Origin of the sequence: Bacillus sp. TE8-1 (assembly GCF_008368855.1) — a bacterium.
In the GTDB taxonomy this organism is placed as follows: domain Bacteria; phylum Bacillota; class Bacilli; order Bacillales; family Bacillaceae_G; genus Bacillus_A; species Bacillus_A cereus.
In genome coordinates, this window is sequence record NZ_QPET01000034.1 from 88,146 (window position 1) to 106,507 (window position 18,362).

An 18,362-nucleotide genomic window follows, 5' to 3' on the forward strand; every position below is an offset into this window, starting at 1 on the left:
CTATATCTCCCTATTCAATTTCTAATAATACATCTCCTTCATTTACAAAATCGCCTTCTTGCACATTAATTTTCATAACTGTGCCGGCTTCTTCTGAAATGATTGGAATTTCCATTTTCATAGATTCCAAAATGACGACATCCTGCTCTTCCTCTACTGTATCTCCTACTCCTACAACAATCTTCCAAACGTTTCCTGCCATCGATGCGTATACTTTCGTCATCATTTTATCCCCCTTAATATTGTTAGATCTTATTTTTTAACGAGTTGTTTCGTTACAAAACCCGTTGTATAAATACCCGCTTTGAACACTTCGTCTTCCAAAACTTGCAGTAGCATTGGCGTGTTCGTTTTAATACCTTCTACTTTTAATTCTTCTAGAGCATCATGTAATTTCGAAATTGCTTCTTCACGAGTCTCGCCATGTGCAATGACTTTCGCAATCATTGGATCATAGAAAGGTGTAATCGTTACATGATTTTCTAAGAAGTGATCAATCCGTACATTTGACGGTAATGTTAAATCTGTAATTTTCCCAGGTGACGGGAAGAATGTTTTCGGATCCTCTGCATAAATACGAGCTTCAATGGCATGACCACTACGTTTTACATCATCCTGAGTAAATGATAGTTTCTCTCCACTTGCGATAAGGAGTTGCTGTTCCACAAGGTCTAATCCCGTAATTTCTTCTGTCACTGGATGCTCTACTTGTAATCTCGTATTCATCTCTAAGAAATAGAAGTTCTTCTGATCATCTACAAGAAACTCAACTGTACCTGCATTTGTATAACCAAGTGCTTTGGCAGCTTGTACAGCAACTTCTCCCATCGCCTTTCGTGTACCTTCATCTAAAAATGGTGAAGGTGCTTCTTCGATTACTTTTTGATTTCGGCGCTGTACCGAACATTCACGCTCCCATAAATACACTGTGTTACCATGTGTATCTGCTAAAAGCTGAATTTCAATATGATGCGCATCTGCTATATATCGCTCTAAATACATTTCTCCGTTACCAAAGAAGTTTTGCGCTCTTGTTTTATTACTTTCAAACGCTTTGGTGAGCGTTTGCTCAGTTTCCATCAACTGCATACCAATGCCTCCGCCGCCTGCGGATGCCTTAAGCATTAATGGATAACCAATTTGTTTTGCAATTTCAATTGCTTCTTCAGCAGTTTCAATATTTGTAGTAATACCTGGGACTACTGGGACATCTGCTGCTTGCATTGCGATACGTGATTCGATTTTACTTCCCATCTTCGTAATGATTTCTTCTGAAGGACCGATAAATACGATACCTTCTTCTTTGCAACGAACCGGAAAAGACGGATTCTCTGATAATAAACCATAACCCGGATGAATCGCTTCTGCATTTGTCTTCTTAGCTATTTCAATAATTTTTTCAAGGTTTAAATAACTTTCTTGAACACGCGGTCCACCTACTAAGTAAGCTTCATTTGCCATCTTCACATGAAGGGCATTTTCATCTGCTTCAGAATAAATAGCAACAGTGCGAATACCAAGTTTTTGACAAGTTTTCATAATACGAACAGCGATTTCCCCGCGATTCGCAATTAATATTTTTTGAAACATAGTGATTCCTCCCTTTTATCTACATCCTAAATGTCTAGCAATTACGAGACGTTGAATTTCAGAAGTTCCTTCACCAATTTCTAATAGTTTCGCATCACGAATATGTCGTTCAACTTCATATTCACGCATATAGCCATATCCACCATGAATCTGTACTGCATGATTCGCAATACGGCTTGCCGCTTCCGATGCAAATAGTTTTGCCATTGCCGCTTCTTTGCCGAAAGGTTTATCGTTATCTTTTAACCAAGCTGCTTTATGTACTAAATTACGAGCTAACTCTACTTCAGTCGCCATATCAGCTAATTTAAATTGAATCGCTTGGAAATTAGAGATTGACTTTCCAAATTGTTGACGTTCTTTCGCATATTGCAATGCACGTTCAAAGGCTGATTGCGCAATACCAACTGCCAATGCTGCGATTGAAATACGCCCTCCATCAAGTGTATATAAAAATTGTTTAAAACCTTTATTTACATCACCAAGAATATTTTCTTTCGGTACACGAACACCATCAAGTACGATTTCACAAGTATTAGAAGCACGAACACCCATCTTATCGTAAGGACTTGAAATCGTTAATCCTTCACTCGTAGTAGGCACGATAAATGCAGAAATACGTTTTCTACCATTCTCTTCAATACCGTTGACAGCGGTTACGATAATTGTATTTGCATACTCTGCGTTTGTAATCCAACACTTCTCACCACTGATTACATACTCATCACCATCTAATACCGCTTTCGTTTGAGTACCACCTGCATCTGATCCAGCATTCGGCTCCGTTAATCCGAAGGCACCTAATGTTTTACCTGACGCCATTGGAACTAAATACTTTTGTTTTTGTTCTTCTGTACCGAAATAATAAATTGGAGAAGCACCTAATGAAATTGTTGCAGCATAGCTTAAACCGGTGCCACCACAAGCGCGACCAATTTCTTCAACTGCTAACGCATACGATACCGTATCGCCACCTGAACCTCCATACTCTTCTGGGAATGGGATGCCTAATAATCCTAGTTCGCCCATTTTTTGAAATGTTTCATATGGAAACTCTGCAGTTTTGTCATAATATACAGCTTTCGGTGCGATTTCCTTTTCAGCAAAGTCACGTACCATTTCTTTAATCATTTGTTTTTCGCGAGTTAGAGTAAATTCCATTCCGCTACACACCCCTTATCGAATATTGAGTTTCGACAGCGTGCGAGTTTCTACTACAAACATAACAACTTAAAAGACAGGAATATTAGTTAGACAATTGCTACAATTCTGTCATAACTTAATTTTAAAACAGATTCTGTACTAATGCACAAAAAAATTCCTACATTGTTCTACAACAACATAGGAGGTTTTGTGTCGAATTATGTAATTTATTGTTTAATAATCTCTACCTTTTCCGGAATCAGAAATTTCTACTAATGCTTCAGGGTATGGTTCGAAATATGTTTGTCTTAATAAATACTTTTCATCAAATCGAATAGCCCATGATTTTAAAATTGTAAGTAAACTACTAAGTGGTATTTTCTTTTCTGCATACTTTTGTAACAGTTCTATAAAATGATCTTTTTCTTGTTTTTTTAACTTTGTTTTAAAATATCCAAAAATGTGCTCGCATACATTTACATTCGATGTATAACGGGGCGCACGCATAAATAATTCATATAAAGTCTTCTCATAGTTTTCAAATACCACTTCAATCTTTTCATTTTTTTGATTTGCAATTATACGCCCTAATTCCTTTTGTTTCACCTGATTATATGCCATAAATAAATATTTATTGTCCGACTGAAACGATACAAGGTCTTTTATATTTTTACTATGTTTAATCATTTTGTAATATGCGATTGTAAATAGCCTTGTAAAGAAATGCTCTCTAATAATAAAATTCGACAATCTGCCTTCCTCTTCAATAGGAAGATGCGAAAATTTTTTTACTACTGCTCCGCCAAATAAGCCCGATCCTTTTCCCTTTGCTGGCGCTTTTTCAAAACCAGAATAAATTTTCACATCACGCGTACCACAACTTGGTGAACGATTCTTTAAAATAAAACCATCCACATCCGGTATCGTTTGTAAAAAGTCATTTGAAAACTGCTCCATTTTTTCAGTTACATCTTCTCGTGTCGACGGTTGCACAAGTCTATTCTCACCATTTTCTTCTACAATTCGTATCGTTTCACGAGGAGTCCCCAATCCAATCTCGACTTCTGGACAAACAGGTATAAATGTAACAAATGGCTGCAAATTTCGTATTGTTACATCTGGAATCATCTCTCCATTATAACGACAAGCATCAAATTCTAAACATTTACTTACGACGATTGTTGGTTTTGCAAATTGTCGCATCTTATTACCTCCTTAGTGCTAGCCCGTATAATATAAATTGTACTAAGATTAACATTTTAAGCAAAGTTTGATTCATTTATTTTTATGAGAAATATATATCCAATGATATATTAACAATCATTCAACTCTATTTTCTATAAATGTGCGCCTTATTAATGAGGGTTTAGATATTGTGAAATGAATAATACACACTTGCTTCGGAGAAATTAATGATTAAGAAAGGAGGGATTGTTATGAAAAAGAAATTATCATCTATTTTAAGTGTTTTAGCACTATCTATTATGTTTTTAGGTACATCTGCGCAAGCTGAATACGATGGAAATAATATGAATAGAGTTAATAACACTGATATTTCAACTCGAGTAAATGACAATAACTTAGACAGAGTTAATAATGATGTAAGAACTCGAAATGTTAATACAACAAATGATTTAAATGATAATCGTGATAGAAATAATAATTGGGCTTGGCTTGGTTTATTAGGACTAGCAGGATTATTAGGTCTTAGAAAAAGAGACAAAGAAACACGCTGATTTAGAATGTTTTTAGTAAACAAGTACTTATTTATCAAAAATATATAATGAAAATAAATCGCCTTTTTAAAGGCGATTTATTTTTACTTAAAAGTAATGTATGTAATTCACATTTCAACGCTTACATTCGTGGAGTTAATCCATACAATATAAATTGAATCGTATTTTCAATTTCCGCTTCATCATTCCATTTTTCTTCAGGCAATAATAAAAATCGTGTTAATAATAAACCTAATACAGCTGATAAAGTAAGACGTAGTACGGAAGATGGTGGTATCTCAATAATTTCCCCTACTTCTTGAAATTTCACAATCAATTTTTTGAAATGTGAAAACAGTTCTGTTTCTACTAATTGCTGTATTTCATTTTTCAGTTCTGGTTGGAATGGCACCTCTTGAATTAATATTTTTATCATAGGAAAGTGTTTTTGAGCAAATTTAAACCTATTATGAATTACAACCCTTAAAAGTCTTTCATATGATTCATACTCCGATTTAAATATTTCTTTTGCAAAGGTTTGTACGAAAAATGGTGCAGCGAACTTAGTTAAAGTTGGCATTACGACCGCTAGTAATAAATCTTTTTTCGTCTTATAGTAGCGGAAGATTGTTCCTTCCGCTACACCAGCCCGTTTTGCAATTTCACTTGTTGAAGTTGAAGCGTATCCTTTTTCTCCAAACATATCAACAGCCGCCTCTAATATTCGCATTTGACGTTCATTTTTTTTATCCGTATTAGTTGCAGCTATTAATTCCTCCAGCCAATCCTTCTGCATTTATAAAGCTCCTTTTTGTCATTATTATATTTTGCGATGTTTCTTTAAAGCAAATACATTTCCTACTGCAAATAATATTGAAAAAAGTAATAATACAGTAAGATCTAATGCAATCTCTGTAAACCCTTGATTCCGAATCATCACTTGTCTCATTGCGTCAGCGCCGTATGTGAGTGGAAATACTTTCCCTAACATTTGTAGCCACTTGTTCATAGATTCCATTGGAAACAATCCAGAAAAGAAGATTTGTGGCACAATAACAAGCGGTATAAATTGAATCATTTGAAACTCATTATTTGCGTATGCCGATAAAAACGTACCTAATGTTAGTGCAGTTAAAGAGAGCATACATGTAATAAGTAGCGTTAGCCATATGGAGCCAGCTACGTATAAATCTAAAATATAAACGGAAAAACTTACGATAATTATGGATTGTATAAAGGCAAAGATTCCAAAACCAATAATATAACCTGCGACTATTTCCCATCTTCTTATTGGGGTGGATAATAACCTTTCTAGCGTACCACTTAAACGTTCTCTTACGAAGGATACACCTGATAATATAAATACAAAGAAAAATGTAAAGAAACCAATTAATACAGGACCAAGCCCATCAAACATCGTAAAGTCTTTAGAGCCATGTAAAAAATTTACTTCAGGTTTCATAATCGATACATCATTCTTCTCTGTGCTTTTTTGCAATACTTGAAGTACAGCACGATTTTTTGACGAATCACTACCTTCCAACAGAAGTTTCATTTTTCCATTCTCTATTCGAAGTATTGCATCTACCTTTTGTTTTTTTAACTCAGAAATCGCGTTTTCTTTACTGTATTCATAAATTGACGCTTCTTGATTTTTCATCACTTTTACTATTTGAGCGGGCATATCAACAACAGCAATTTGCGGTATATAGTCTTTTTGTGTAAACACTAGCGATAATAGCCAAAGTAATAACATTGGTGCCCCAAACATCATCGCTAACGAACGCTTATCTCGAAAAAATTGGCGAATAATACGAATGATTACACCAGTAACTCTCATGATGACACCACCTCTTCCAACAAAAAGACATCTTCAATCCGTCCAGATGACACGCGTTTTTTCAATTCTTCAGTTGTTCCAACCGCAACTAGTTTCCCTTCTCTAATTAATCCTAGACGCTCACAAAATTCAGCTTCATCCATAATGTGCGTCGTTACAATAATCGTTGTGCCTTTCTTTTTAAGATCATAAAATTTTTCCCAAATCGTTTTCCTAAGAAGCGGATCTATCCCCACTGTAGGCTCATCTAAAATTAATATTTCTGGTTCATGGAGGAGTGCTATTGCTAATGATAAGCGTTTTTTCATTCCACCTGAAAATTGTTGTACTTGCTTTTTCATATACTGTGACAATTGTACAAGTTCAAAAACCTCTGCAATTCTTGTCTTTTTACTTTTTCCCTTTAATCCATACATCGTTGCTATAAAATCTGCATTTTCATATGCTGACAATTCTTCATATAATGCATCCGCCTGGGCCATATAACCAATTCGTTTCATTTCATTTAAGTTAGGCATATTAGTATTATTAACAAGCACTTCACCTTTCGTTGCCTCATTAATACCTGCAATCATTTTAATGAGCGTTGTTTTCCCCGATCCAGAAGGTCCAACAAAACCAAAAATCTCTGCTTTTTCAACTTGCAATGAAAGATTGTGTAACACTTCTTTTTTTCCAAAACTTTTTGATACAGTCCGTAAAATAATTGAAGGTTGTTGCACGTTTCATCCTCCTTTTCCAATAAAAATGAGTGAGTACTCACTTTTATTTTACTCTTGCTTAATTATATGTCAAACTTCGTTGATTAGTATGTATGTTCAATCACCGATATTAAACAATGAAACAGAGTCGACATTAGCATTTCATTTCCTAAAGTCGACTCTGTTTCATTTAAACTATAAATTTCACTTTACGTTTTTAAATTCATATACTTCCGAATTCTAGCAACGTCTAAAGAATATTCGATAACTAATTGCTGTAACGGTAAAATAACTGTGTCAGGATATAAATGTGCATATTGTAATGTTTCTGCATATTTTTCTAACCTTTTTTCTAAATACTTTATTATTTGATCAGGATGACTTACTAATAAACATTTACAATAATAATGGATTTGTTCCTCAATCGCCGTGTATTCTTCAATTTCATATTCTTTATGCATGTGTACACCCCTTTAAGTTTTTTATATGAATTACTTATCACAATTTTCACTCGACAAATTTTAAGTTTTTTGATTATTTACACTATAACAAACACTGAGGGTCAAATTTTGTTACTTTATGTAACGTAGAAAATTTTTAACAAAATTGTAATGTTTACTCCTGCAAAATACAGAAAGCCCCTTTACTCATTTTTGTATAAAAAAAATCGTACAGCTTAATTTAGCTGCACGACTACAATTTCTGGCCTATTCAAAATCCTTTGCGGAATGATACTATTTCCTAATCCTCTACTCACTACCATTGATGTATTTTGTTCTACATATAAACCCGCTGTATATTTAGGTAAAACACCTTGATTTGGCGCAACTAATCCTCCGATAAATGGCAATCTAACTTGCCCTCCATGAGCATGTCCCGATAAAACCAAATCCAACCTCTCATTCGTATATTCCTTTATAAATTCAGGCCTGTGGGATAATAATACATTATATCTATCTGACTGCATTTCAATTTTTGCTTTTTTAATTTCATCTATTATAATATTTCCTTCATCACGGTTTCCAGTACCAAACTCTGGATCATCAATACCTAGCAAGTTTATCTCTTGCTCACCCTTTCGAATGCCTACATGTTCATTCCTTAAAACATTGACACCATATTTCTTCAACTCTTTTTCTAAACTGTTATACTTTCCAGACCATTGTTCATGGTTTCCTGTCACAAAATATACAGGATACTTCTTTACCATTTCTCGTATTAATTGCATACTAACTTCTGTATCGTATGATTTACTGTCAATTAAATCACCCGTAATTGCAATAATATCTGGGTCTATACTTTTCATTTTTTGAATTAACACATCTTGATTATCACCAAATTTTTTATTGTGTAAGTCTGAAATTTGTAGAATTTTATACCCTTTAAAAGAGGATGGTATTTTACTAGAGGTTATTTTAATCTCAGTTATACTTATTAAATTATTCTGTAAATATAAAAAGATTGTAAAACCTGCTAATATACAAATAATCATTACAATTCTATTAATCTTCTTTTTCATATTTTCTCCTTTACATTCTCATCAAACACTTCTATATGCTAACTGAATTATATTATACTTTCTTGAAATTTATTTAAATTAATAAAATAATACAGTACATGAAATTTCATATGAGATATGTCATATATATTCGTTATATTTTTACTTTTACCTTTTTAATAATAAGAATACAAAAACGACTCTTATCACACGAAAAGAGTCGTTTTCTAACTTTATACTTTTAATACTTTCATGTTAAAAATGCGAAAACTAAAATACTATTACCTAAGAGCCTTAACTATAACTTTAGTTGCCTCTGCAATGAGTTGATTATCATAAGTTGCCTCTTTCTCATCTTTACTAGATAAAATTGCGATGATAATTGGTGCTCTATTTGGAGGCCAAACGATAGCAATATCATTTCTTGTCCCGTAACTGCCAGCACCTGATTTATCTCCAACTACCCAGTCAGTTGGTACGCCTGCACGAATAAGTTTGTCTCCTGTAGCATTTCCTTTCATCCACTCTGTAAGAATTTTACGCTTTTCAGCTGGAAGTGCATTTCCGACCGTAAAAGCTTTAAGATTCGTAGCAATAGCTTTCGCTGTACTAGTGTCACGAATGTCTCCTGGAATAGCTTCGTTTAATTCTGTTTCAAAGCGATCAGACATAGTAATCCGATCCCCCATATGCCTAAGCGCTTTTTCATATCCTTTAGGTCCTCCTATTTTATTAAATAAAATGTTCCCTGCAGTATTATCACTTGAACGAACAGCTGCCTCAGCAATTTCTCCTAGTTTCATTCCAGTATCTACATGTTTCTCTGTAACAGGTGAATAATCCACTAAGTCTTCTTTCGTATAGGTGATTACTTCATTTAATGAATCAATTGAGTTTTGCTGTAGTAATACCCCCGCGGCTAAAGCCTTGTAAGTTGATGCGAAGGCAAATCTTTCGTTAGGTCGATAAGAGATTGTTTGATTTGTACCAGTATCAATCGCATATACACCTAATCGAGCATCAAATTTTTTCTCCAGTTGAGAGAACTCTTTATGCGTTGCCTGATTTTTATGTTTCACTTGACCAGTCTTTTCTTTCGCTTCAACTTGCAGTGACTCTCCTGTAAAAGCTTCTAGGCTTGTAATACTTAAACCTAATATACCAACGCATATTCCTATTTTTAGCATCCTCTTATTTTTCAAAATCATCATTCCTTCCAAATTTTTAGCACCTTTTTATACGTACACATAATAGACAATCACCGAACCAAATTTGTTCCATAAACTGAAAAAAATTTATAGCTAGTATGAGAGTTATTAACAAAATAAGAGATAGTAGCTATGAGCGCCACTATCTCTTATTTCATATTTCATTTTTTTACTTATAAATGGCTTTATATAAACAGGTTCTCTTCCCTGAGAAAAGTATTCTAATTTTGCTTAGAACTACCTGTACTAGTAGATTCAGCATGTATACGTTGCTGTTTCAAATCAAAGTATACATCTAAAACTTCCTTTCCAATTATAGAATTAATTCCATTTTTATCATCATGAAGCCATGGAACTACTACGGAAAATGCTAGTTCCGGATTATCATATGGAGCATATCCAACTAACGTTAAGTTGTAACATTCCATACGTTCTCCTTTTGCATTTCTGCCAATCGGGTCATCTCCACCATATACAGTTTGGGCTGTTCCTGTCTTTCCTGCTGGTTTATATGGCGCGTTTTTGAAATATTTCACGCCAGTTCCATCACCTTCTTGGAATACCCATCTAAACCCTTCTTTTATCCGATCAATATGTTCTTTCTTCATATCAATTCGATTTAATACGACAGGATCTATGGAACGTATAACTTTGCCAACCTCTTCTTTTATTGATTGTTCTCGTATTTCTTGTACAATTTGAGGTTGCATTCTATAACCACCATTCGCAATCGTTGAAATATATTGCGCTAATTGCAACGGCGTATACGTATCATACTGACCGATAGAAAAATCTAGTAAAAACCCAGGTTGACTATCTACTTTTCTCGTTTGTCCAATTATTTCATTCGGTAAATCAATACCTGTTGGGACACCTAAACCAAATTGCTTGAAATAATAGCGCATCGTATCAAATGCTCCTTGTTTAATATCCAATGAGCCATTTGGTACGTAATTGACTCCCGCAATTTTTAATGCTGTCTGGAACATGTATACATTCGAAGATACTTGTAAAGCCCGTAAATCATTAATATTACCAAATCCGGATACATTCCACGATTTCTTAGCTTGTGTACCTTTAAATTTCATCGGCGCGTCATAAAATTGATCTCCTGGATGTATTGCCCCTGTCTCATATCCAGTTAATAAAGTAGCACCTTTTACAGCTGACCCTAGCTCATACGAAGTTGTCATGTTTCCTAATGCCAAATCCTCAACCTCTATTTTCCCTTCTTTTTCTACAATCTTTTTGCCTGCCATTGATAAAATTTGTCCGTTATTTGGATTCGTCATGACAACAAAAGCTCGATCGAGCAGTGGCTCTGAACTCTTAAAAGCTCTCAAGTTTTTCTCTATACTTTCTTCCACTTTCTTTTGTAATTCCATATCAATCGTTAATGTTAAACTATTACCACTTTTTCCTTTAGAGATTATTTCTGCGCTAACAATGTTTCCTGATTTATCAGTAATATTTTTCACTTCTTCTTTTGTGCCGTGTAATACATCTTCATATCGTTGTTCAATATAACTTTTTCCAACACGATCATTACGGTTATATCCACGTACTAAATAAGAATCTAAATTTTCTTTCGGTAATCCTTCTTCACTACTCGTAATATTTCCTAATACAGAACGAAATAAATTACCGTTTACATAATTACGTTCCCAATCAACAGTTGCATCTACTCCTGGAAAATTCGCAAGATTTTCGCTTATCCGTGCATACTCTTCATCTGTTACATCTTTTTTAATGATTTGTGGTGTTAGTTGATAACCTGAACTCATTTTACTTTTAATAGCTAACACCTTTAAATCTTCTGCTGTTAATTCTGCTAATTCTACCTCTGTAACACGACCTCTTCTTAAGTCTTCTATTTTTTTATCTAACTCTTTTCCCTCTATACCCTTTTCTTTAAACTTTTCTATATCTTTCTTAGTAATCTTTGTCTCCGCACGTTTCGAATTCAACTGCATCCAAAAATCTTTTTTATCGATATCTGTTAATTTATTTATATCTTGTTCGGGCATTTCAAGTACTTTCGCCAAGTCTTTTGCTGTTTTTAAAATATCTTCACTCGTAATTCCCTTCACCCTTGTATACGTAATTGTGCGAAGAGATTTATTATTAACAACTGTTTTCCCTTCTCGATCTAAAATTTGTCCACGTGGAACTGGAATACTAGTTATTGCATTTTGACTATTTTCCACTTGGTTCTTATAAGCCTCTCCCTCAACGATTTGTACTTTTCCTAGCTGCATAATAATAGCTGAGAATAGTACAAATATGCAAAGGAACATTATATTTAATCGAATAGATATATATGTCTTCTGCTTCTTGCTTTTTTGTTCTTTCATAAATCCTCCATTTAATCCTTTCAGGAATTGCTATAAATACTAAAAGCATTCCTTCTATATTAGATTCGATAATCGGTTATAAATATCGCCTCAATTTTTTACTTAATCCTTGTAAGCATCCATTCCTTTTCGTTTAGCTACGGAATTAATAACTCTCCCTTCCTGTTTTCTCTCTATTTTTTTGCTGCTTGCATTAGAAGCGCTAAACTGTATAATGACTCTTATTAAACTTACATATAAACTTGCTAGTAAATTTTCATGCTAATTATTCCTTTCTTCATGCTGTAATACTTAATAGACAACCTAAACAATACAGTTGTTCCACATTTACAAAAAAAATAATTAAATATAAGATGAAGTAGGCTACATAAGGGAGGGTTATATGTTACATACAAAAAGATGGAGATTATTTGCGGTTCTTTCTATTGTAGGTTTGATTTTACTAATTTTATTAAAAATCAACTTCATTTCAATTACTATCGCAACTTCTTCAGCTGAAAGAGGAAAGATTTTTGATCAAAATGGTGCAATACTAGCTACAAATAAGAAAGTTAAGTCTCTATATTGCACTTCTAATGATGAAAAGCTATCGAAACAAGATACATCAAGCACATTAGCTTTTTTCAATCAATTTTCAAGCGAGTTTCAACATGATATTTCTACAGAGAACATAAAATCTCAATTACAACAATCTTGTAAAAAGCAGACTATGAATGGTATACCGTTATACTCTGATATAACTGAGAATGAACTTGCATTTATAAACAAAAACAAACCCAATAATGTAATAATTAAAGATGAATGGATTCGATATTATCCTAAACACGAAATTGGTTCACAGGTAATTGGGTATGTAGAAAATGCCCTTAATTCAAAGCATATGGCTGTTGGAAAAAGCGGGATTGAGCTGCAATATGAAAATGATTTAAAAGGAAAACCAGGTAAAACTCTTATTTTTAAATTGAAAAATAAAAAGTTCTTATGGAACATTCAAAAAGTACAAAAAGGAAAAGATGTACGGCTAGCTTTAGACTCTGATTTGCAGCAAAAGGCAGAAGAAGCATTAAGATCGCAAATTAAGAAAACACCTGATGCTAAAGCTGGTTATGCTGTAGTGAGCGATGCAAAAACTGGCGCAATTTTAACTATGGTCAACTCGGCAGTTTTTGATCCAAATATATTAAATACACATGTATCTTCTCGAAAAGAAAATATTAAATCTCTTTCGCAAAATAAAGCGATTCAAAAATTAAAGTATGGTGAATCTTATGTAAATATGGCTTCTACTATAAAACCACTTACTATTTTAATTGGATTAAACGAAAAACTTTTTCAACCCGAAGATACTTATTTAGATAAAGGTACTTTTCAGTATGATAATCAAAATAACATTACGAATGCACCTGGAACACCAACAGGTGAGATTACACCGAGGCAGGCTATCATTAATTCATCTAACACATTTATGACAGCAAAAGTAGCTCTGCCCTTATTCAACCAAAATAATGGAAATATAGAAAAAGTGGCACATATATGGACAGATTATTTAATGCAATTCGGCCTACGTTCTAAAACCGGGATTGATTTGCCCTTTGAAGAAGACGGACAATATGAATTCCATCCATCTAATAAATTTGAAAATGGGATTTCTGCTTTATTAAATGCCTCTTGGGGAGGAAATGAAGTGCATACTCCTCTTCAACTCGCTCAATATGCAGCAACATTGGCAAGTAAAGGTGATAAATATAAACCTCAAATCGTAAGTGCGATTATTGGTCAAGATGGTAAGGAAACAAAAAAGTTTAAACCCATTTTAGAAAGTTCAAATCGTTACCCGATGAACTTTTGGAGTGTCGTGCAAGGTGGAATGAGTCAAAATATAGAGGAAATTAAAAAGTTGCCCTTTGACGTCGCAGGTAAAACAGGTATTACAGGTTTTCCAAATGAGCAAGAAAGAATGATAAATCATTCTCTTTTCATTGCATATGCTCCTACTGAAGATCCACAAATTGCTATTTCTGTCGTTATTCCTGGTAGTAATTCCGAAAAAAACATTGCCGCTCTCGTTACATCAGAAATTTTAGAGTACTGGAATACTCTTCAAAAAGAGAATAAAAACAAAGAGGAAGGTTCATTAAAGTGAACCTTCCTCTTTTACCATATAGAATCTATATTTATTATTTTCCATATACCTTCATTATTCTTTTCGAACATAAATGAATATTTAATATCAGTTAAAACGTACTCTTTCTGTACATATCCAGTATTACCGTTAATTGTCGATATTTTTATATATCCATCATTCTGCACTTTTTCTGGAATCCAAGCTTTTACCATTTCATTAGATACTTCATATAAAACTTGTGATTCTCGCTTTGGTTCTGCTAAAATTTTTGTTTTATTTCCAGTAACAGTTGCATATATAAAATGTGCTTGCTTTCGTTGGTTACTTTCCGTCAATCCACTTGGTACTTTATATATTTGCTTTGTATCATTTGCAAACCCTCCCCCCATTGTAAGGGCGACTTGCAACTCATGAAAAATATCTTCATCAAACTTCAGTTCATCCTTCTTATAACTCTTCCCTTTAAATAGAACTTCATCATTTAACGCTTTGTACAGGTCATTTTCATTTTTTGAGTTCGTACTTTGATATAGTTCATTCATAAATTGTTTTAATGATGGATCTTGAGCAGACTCATCTTTTGTTTTAGGCTTAATTTGTGTACTACTTTGTACTGGTGATTTATTATCATCAAGCCAAGGTTGTTGAACAATGAAAAATAACATTGTACAAACTAAAACAACTACAATAGGTAATGCTTTTTTACGAAATGGTCTTTTATGTTTTACAAAATCCACTTCATTATTTTCGTATATAGACTGCTTTATTTTAGAAATAAATTCTTCTTCATCTTTACGATTCTCCATTGGGCCTTTTTTTATTTTTCTATACCAGTCAGGATTTTGTTTATTGTTCATCACTACTACCCTCCCCTATTAATTTTGAAACCTTACTTCTCGCTCTACTTAATCTCGATTTTACAGTTCCAATGGATACTCCTAACGTTTCAGCCATTTCTTCATAAGATAATTCATATTTTGCATCCAATATGATTATTTCACGGTGCTTTTTAGGTAGCTTTAATACAACTTTCCACACATCATTCATTTCTTCTTGCTTAAAAAATTCTTGTTCTGCCGACTGGGATTGCTTATCGTCACTAAAAAAACCTATTAAAGATATTCTTTTAAAATAAGATGATTTCAAATAGTTTATTGCCGTATTTCTTGTGATTTTTAATATCCACGTTTTAATAGATGACTCCTTTCGAAATGAATTCCAATTTTTAAATACCTTTATAAATACATCTTGCGTAATATCATCTGATAAGTGTGGATCTTTCGTAATAATAAATGAATAATTCCATACATCTTGCCAATAGTCTTTTATAACATCGTCCAGCTCATCATGATTATACTTTTCAATAAACGTCTGTTCCATTTCCACACCTCAAACTTATTTGAATAAACGTAAAACTACCCTCACTTTTATTATGGTTTCAATATATAGACAAGATACAAGTTTCATTTGTTCCATTGTTTATCTTTTTTCAAGCAGAATAATACTACTAAAAAACAAGTAAAGCATACAATGATAAAATTCTACTCATGAAAATCTGTTTTTTGAATTTAACGTAACACTCCACTTGTCCATTTCAACTTGCTATACTCTTCTATTTACCATTAGCAATGCCAACTTTTCAGAAATGAAAATTAAGATAAGGTATTAACTTTCTAGAGTCGCAGCAAAAAAAGCATTCTCGATTAGAAAGAATGCTTTTTTGAAATTTCATTGTTCTATATTCCCCCAATTTATATCTTTGAGTTAAGCAAACATGTAATAAATGTAGTCAAAAAATTCACCTTATAATTAAGTATTAATTCTGAAATACATGTTTTACTTTTTCACCTGGGACGTTACTTCCTCCTCTTCCTTTTACATCTTCAATCATCATTGTAACAATCATGTCTGGCGCATTTGCATCGAAAGCTGCGAACCATCCCAGTTCTTTTCCGTCTGCTTCTTTAGACTCTTTCAGTTCTGCTGTACCAGTTTTACCAGCAAGCGTAACACCATCAACCTTTGCAATTCTCCCTGCGCCATCAGGGTCATTAATGACTTTGATTAATGCACTCTTTAATATGTCTTGATTCTTTTTAGAAACCACATTTTCTTTCCAATTCCCCGCTACTTTTGCTTCTTTTAAAAGATGTGGCGATGGAATATTCCCTTCATTCACAATCGGTGCATATGTTAATGCTAAATGAAGTGGTGTCATTAATACTTGTCCTTGTCCATAGCCTGTGTCTGCTAGTTGGATATCGTTTCTTATCCCATCTCTTGCAATGATTGAAATAGGAAATTCGTATTCGATTGGTAATTTTTCATGAAAACCGTATTTCTTCAGTTCATTTACATACTGATCTTTTCCTATTTTCAAAGCTTGTTGAGCAAAATAAATATTATCAGAGTACTTCATTGCCTTATCAAAATCAATTGGACTTGCATCCTTCACACGCGTTACATAGTAATTTCCCCAAGATGAATCTTTTGTCCACTTCAATCCTTGAATTTTAAATTCTTCCTTCGGATTTATTGTGTTTGTTTCCAAACCAATTGCACCTGTGATCGTTTTAAATACGGAACCTGGTACAATTGCTTGTGTAAAGCGATTCGTCATTGGTAGTTTCGAGTCGTTACTCCATGCTTCTCGTTGGGCTTTCGATGCTCCTCTAACTATTATATTTGGATTATAAGCAGGGCTACTTACAAGTGCGATTGTTTCACCTGTTTTAGGATTAATCGCTGCACTAGACCCTGCTTCAGTTTTCATCTCATTAAAGATTTTTTCTTGAATTGCAGCATCAATTGTTAACGTAACATTTTCTCCTTCTTTTGCTTCTTTTTTTGCTACGTTTTTAATCTCTTTCCCATTCTCATCTTCTATAAATACGCGTCCACCCTTTTCACCACGCAATTTATTTTCTAACACTTTCTCTAAACCGGTCTTACCTACTAAATCATCTGCTTGATAACCTTGTTTTTGAAGTGATTTTAACTCCTCCGCATTCACCTTTCCTATATATCCAGTTAAGTGTGCCGCTGCTTCACCTAATGGATACGTACGAATATTTACTGGGCGAGATGAAACTCCTTCTAATTCAATATAATCATTCTGTCTGGTTCCCTCTTTTAAAATACCAATTGGTACAAAGGAGTCTCGTTTTATCCATTTTGCTGTGAGTTTTTGTTCGACCTCTTCTGTAGACATATCAAGTAATTGTGCTACTATTTCTTTCGTTTGCGCTGCTGTTTCGCCTAGTTTCTCTGGAATAATTCCAACCTCAGTTGCTTTACCATTCGTTGCAAGCCCTTTTCCATTTCGATCATATATTTCTCCGCGTTTTCCTTGCTCTATTTGCATACGTACTTTGTAATCTTTTTTCATACCTGGGAAGATGAAGTCTGGCGTCCAATCTATTTTCCAAGACTCTTTATCTTTCACAAGTTTTGCTTCATGGATGAATGAAACTGGTCCTACATCCGTATCCATCTTAACTTCAAAAAGAAAAAGCTCTTTATCTTTCGTATTCTCTCCTTTCATTTTAACTTTTAAATTATTAGCTCCAATCCCCTCATAGATTTTTTGATATTTTTCTGTGAATTCTTTTTTAGAAATCGATTTTTTGGCATGATCTGATAAATGATCATACATATTTGCAAATTTTTTATCATTCCATAAATTAATATATTCTTCAAATGCTTGTTTTGGCGGTTCGTTTTTATTACATCCTACCAACATAACTGCGAAACAAATGAAAAACAGCATCCATAATTTTTTCAATTCAATCTTCTCCCTTAATTAAAAATCATTATTCCTTTCTTAATTTATTACATAAAAAATGTTTCAACGCTTAATAGACATTGTAAGTAATGACATTGTTCCATATTTACAAAAAAATTAATATCTATGTTCATTTTAATACAAAAAAGCAGGCATAAATATATGCCTGCCTTCCGTTCCCAAAATCAATTACACCTAAAACAACTTGTGGTTAACCAAATCCAGATACTCTTCTACACCCTATTTTTTACTTTTCTAAAATAATTCCCGCTATTTCATTAGCATATTTTTTAGAGTCAAATCCATCATAGTTACTTAGTACTACAACAGTCAAATATTCTTTTGGAAACCGCATGAAGTATGAACGATAACCTGCCCAGCTACCTGAATGTTCCAAGTATCGA

General features: G+C 33.5%; 16 protein-coding genes and 1 pseudogene. 2 read left to right on the forward strand and 15 right to left on the reverse strand.

Annotated elements, in window-relative coordinates; genetic code table 11:
- Nucleotides 1-10: 10 nt before the first annotated feature.
- The 4 genes from DN404_RS27245 to DN404_RS27260 form a co-directional block, all read right to left on the reverse strand.
- A complete protein-coding gene (locus DN404_RS27245) occupies nt 11-226 on the reverse strand; it encodes an acetyl-CoA carboxylase biotin carboxyl carrier protein subunit (RefSeq protein WP_001987345.1) in 216 nt (71 codons plus the stop codon).
- Between the two features lie 26 nt (nt 227-252).
- A complete protein-coding gene (locus tag DN404_RS27250) occupies nt 253-1,590 on the reverse strand; it encodes an acetyl-CoA carboxylase biotin carboxylase subunit (RefSeq protein WP_016098542.1) in 1,338 nt (445 codons plus the stop codon).
- 15 nt (nt 1,591-1,605) lie between these two features.
- Entirely contained in the window at nt 1,606-2,751 is a 1,146-nt protein-coding gene (locus DN404_RS27255) for an acyl-CoA dehydrogenase (RefSeq protein WP_149215697.1), read from the reverse strand.
- Nucleotides 2,752-2,967: 216 nt separating this feature from the next.
- Entirely contained in the window at nt 2,968-3,936 is a 969-nt protein-coding gene (locus DN404_RS27260) for a YbgA family protein (RefSeq protein ID WP_044306560.1), read from the reverse strand.
- A 233-nt stretch (nt 3,937-4,169) separates the two neighbouring features.
- Here DN404_RS27260 and DN404_RS27265 point away from each other — a divergent pair, with 233 nt between their 5' ends.
- On the forward strand, nt 4,170-4,469 hold the full coding sequence (locus tag DN404_RS27265) for a WGxxGxxG family protein (protein WP_049107879.1): 300 nt from the start codon (nt 4,170-4,172) through the stop codon (nt 4,467-4,469).
- A 121-nt stretch (nt 4,470-4,590) separates the two neighbouring features.
- On the opposite strand, the gene DN404_RS27270 is transcribed toward DN404_RS27265, so the two are convergent.
- From DN404_RS27270 to DN404_RS27300, 7 genes are all read right to left on the reverse strand, one after another.
- On the reverse strand, nt 4,591-5,244 hold the full coding sequence (locus DN404_RS27270; protein WP_149215698.1) for a TetR/AcrR family transcriptional regulator: 654 nt from the start codon (nt 5,242-5,244) through the stop codon (nt 4,591-4,593).
- A gap of 24 nt (nt 5,245-5,268) precedes the next feature.
- Complete coding sequence (locus DN404_RS27275; RefSeq protein WP_149215699.1) at nt 5,269-6,288, reverse strand: ABC transporter permease; 1,020 nt, start codon at nt 6,286-6,288, stop codon at nt 5,269-5,271.
- Nucleotides 6,285-7,010 (reverse strand): ABC transporter ATP-binding protein, encoded by a 726-nt coding sequence (locus DN404_RS27280; protein ID WP_001187075.1) that lies wholly within the window; start codon nt 7,008-7,010, stop codon nt 6,285-6,287. Before DN404_RS27280 ends, DN404_RS27275 begins: the two co-directional genes overlap by 4 nt.
- Before the next feature lie 188 nt (nt 7,011-7,198).
- Nucleotides 7,199-7,450, reverse strand: coding sequence for a hypothetical protein (locus DN404_RS27285; RefSeq protein WP_000548621.1), 252 nt, complete (start codon nt 7,448-7,450; stop codon nt 7,199-7,201).
- Nucleotides 7,451-7,665: 215 nt separating this feature from the next.
- Nucleotides 7,666-8,508, reverse strand: coding sequence for a metallophosphoesterase (locus tag DN404_RS27290; protein ID WP_149215700.1), 843 nt, complete (start codon nt 8,506-8,508; stop codon nt 7,666-7,668).
- Between the two features lie 260 nt (nt 8,509-8,768).
- The gene (gene bla / locus DN404_RS27295; protein ID WP_140335695.1) at nt 8,769-9,695 is read right to left on the reverse strand and encodes a class A beta-lactamase Bla1; all 927 of its coding nucleotides are present in this window, start codon (nt 9,693-9,695) and stop codon (nt 8,769-8,771) included.
- A 221-nt stretch (nt 9,696-9,916) separates the two neighbouring features.
- Nucleotides 9,917-12,049 (reverse strand): peptidoglycan D,D-transpeptidase FtsI family protein, encoded by a 2,133-nt coding sequence (locus DN404_RS27300; protein WP_149215701.1) that lies wholly within the window; start codon nt 12,047-12,049, stop codon nt 9,917-9,919.
- A 382-nt stretch (nt 12,050-12,431) separates the two neighbouring features.
- On the opposite strand from DN404_RS27300, the gene DN404_RS27305 reads away from it, so the two are divergent.
- Nucleotides 12,432-14,192, forward strand: coding sequence for a peptidoglycan D,D-transpeptidase FtsI family protein (locus tag DN404_RS27305; RefSeq protein WP_149215702.1), 1,761 nt, complete (start codon nt 12,432-12,434; stop codon nt 14,190-14,192).
- 11 nt (nt 14,193-14,203) lie between these two features.
- Here DN404_RS27305 and DN404_RS27310 read toward each other — a convergent pair whose 3' ends face one another.
- From DN404_RS27310 to DN404_RS27325, 4 genes and pseudogenes are all read right to left on the reverse strand, one after another.
- Complete coding sequence (locus tag DN404_RS27310; RefSeq protein WP_049107876.1) at nt 14,204-15,031, reverse strand: SH3 domain-containing protein; 828 nt, start codon at nt 15,029-15,031, stop codon at nt 14,204-14,206.
- Nucleotides 15,021-15,554 carry an RNA polymerase sigma factor gene (locus tag DN404_RS27315; protein ID WP_000438340.1) on the reverse strand — a complete coding sequence of 178 codons (534 nt, stop codon included), beginning with the start codon at nt 15,552-15,554 and terminating at the stop codon, nt 15,021-15,023. The genes DN404_RS27310 and DN404_RS27315 overlap by 11 nt, the downstream gene beginning before the upstream one ends.
- Before the next feature lie 436 nt (nt 15,555-15,990).
- Complete coding sequence (locus tag DN404_RS27320) at nt 15,991-17,958, reverse strand: penicillin-binding transpeptidase domain-containing protein (protein WP_149215703.1); 1,968 nt, start codon at nt 17,956-17,958, stop codon at nt 15,991-15,993.
- A gap of 247 nt (nt 17,959-18,205) precedes the next feature.
- Nucleotides 18,206-18,362, reverse strand: a pseudogene (locus DN404_RS27325) (serine hydrolase domain-containing protein); the annotation flags it as partial.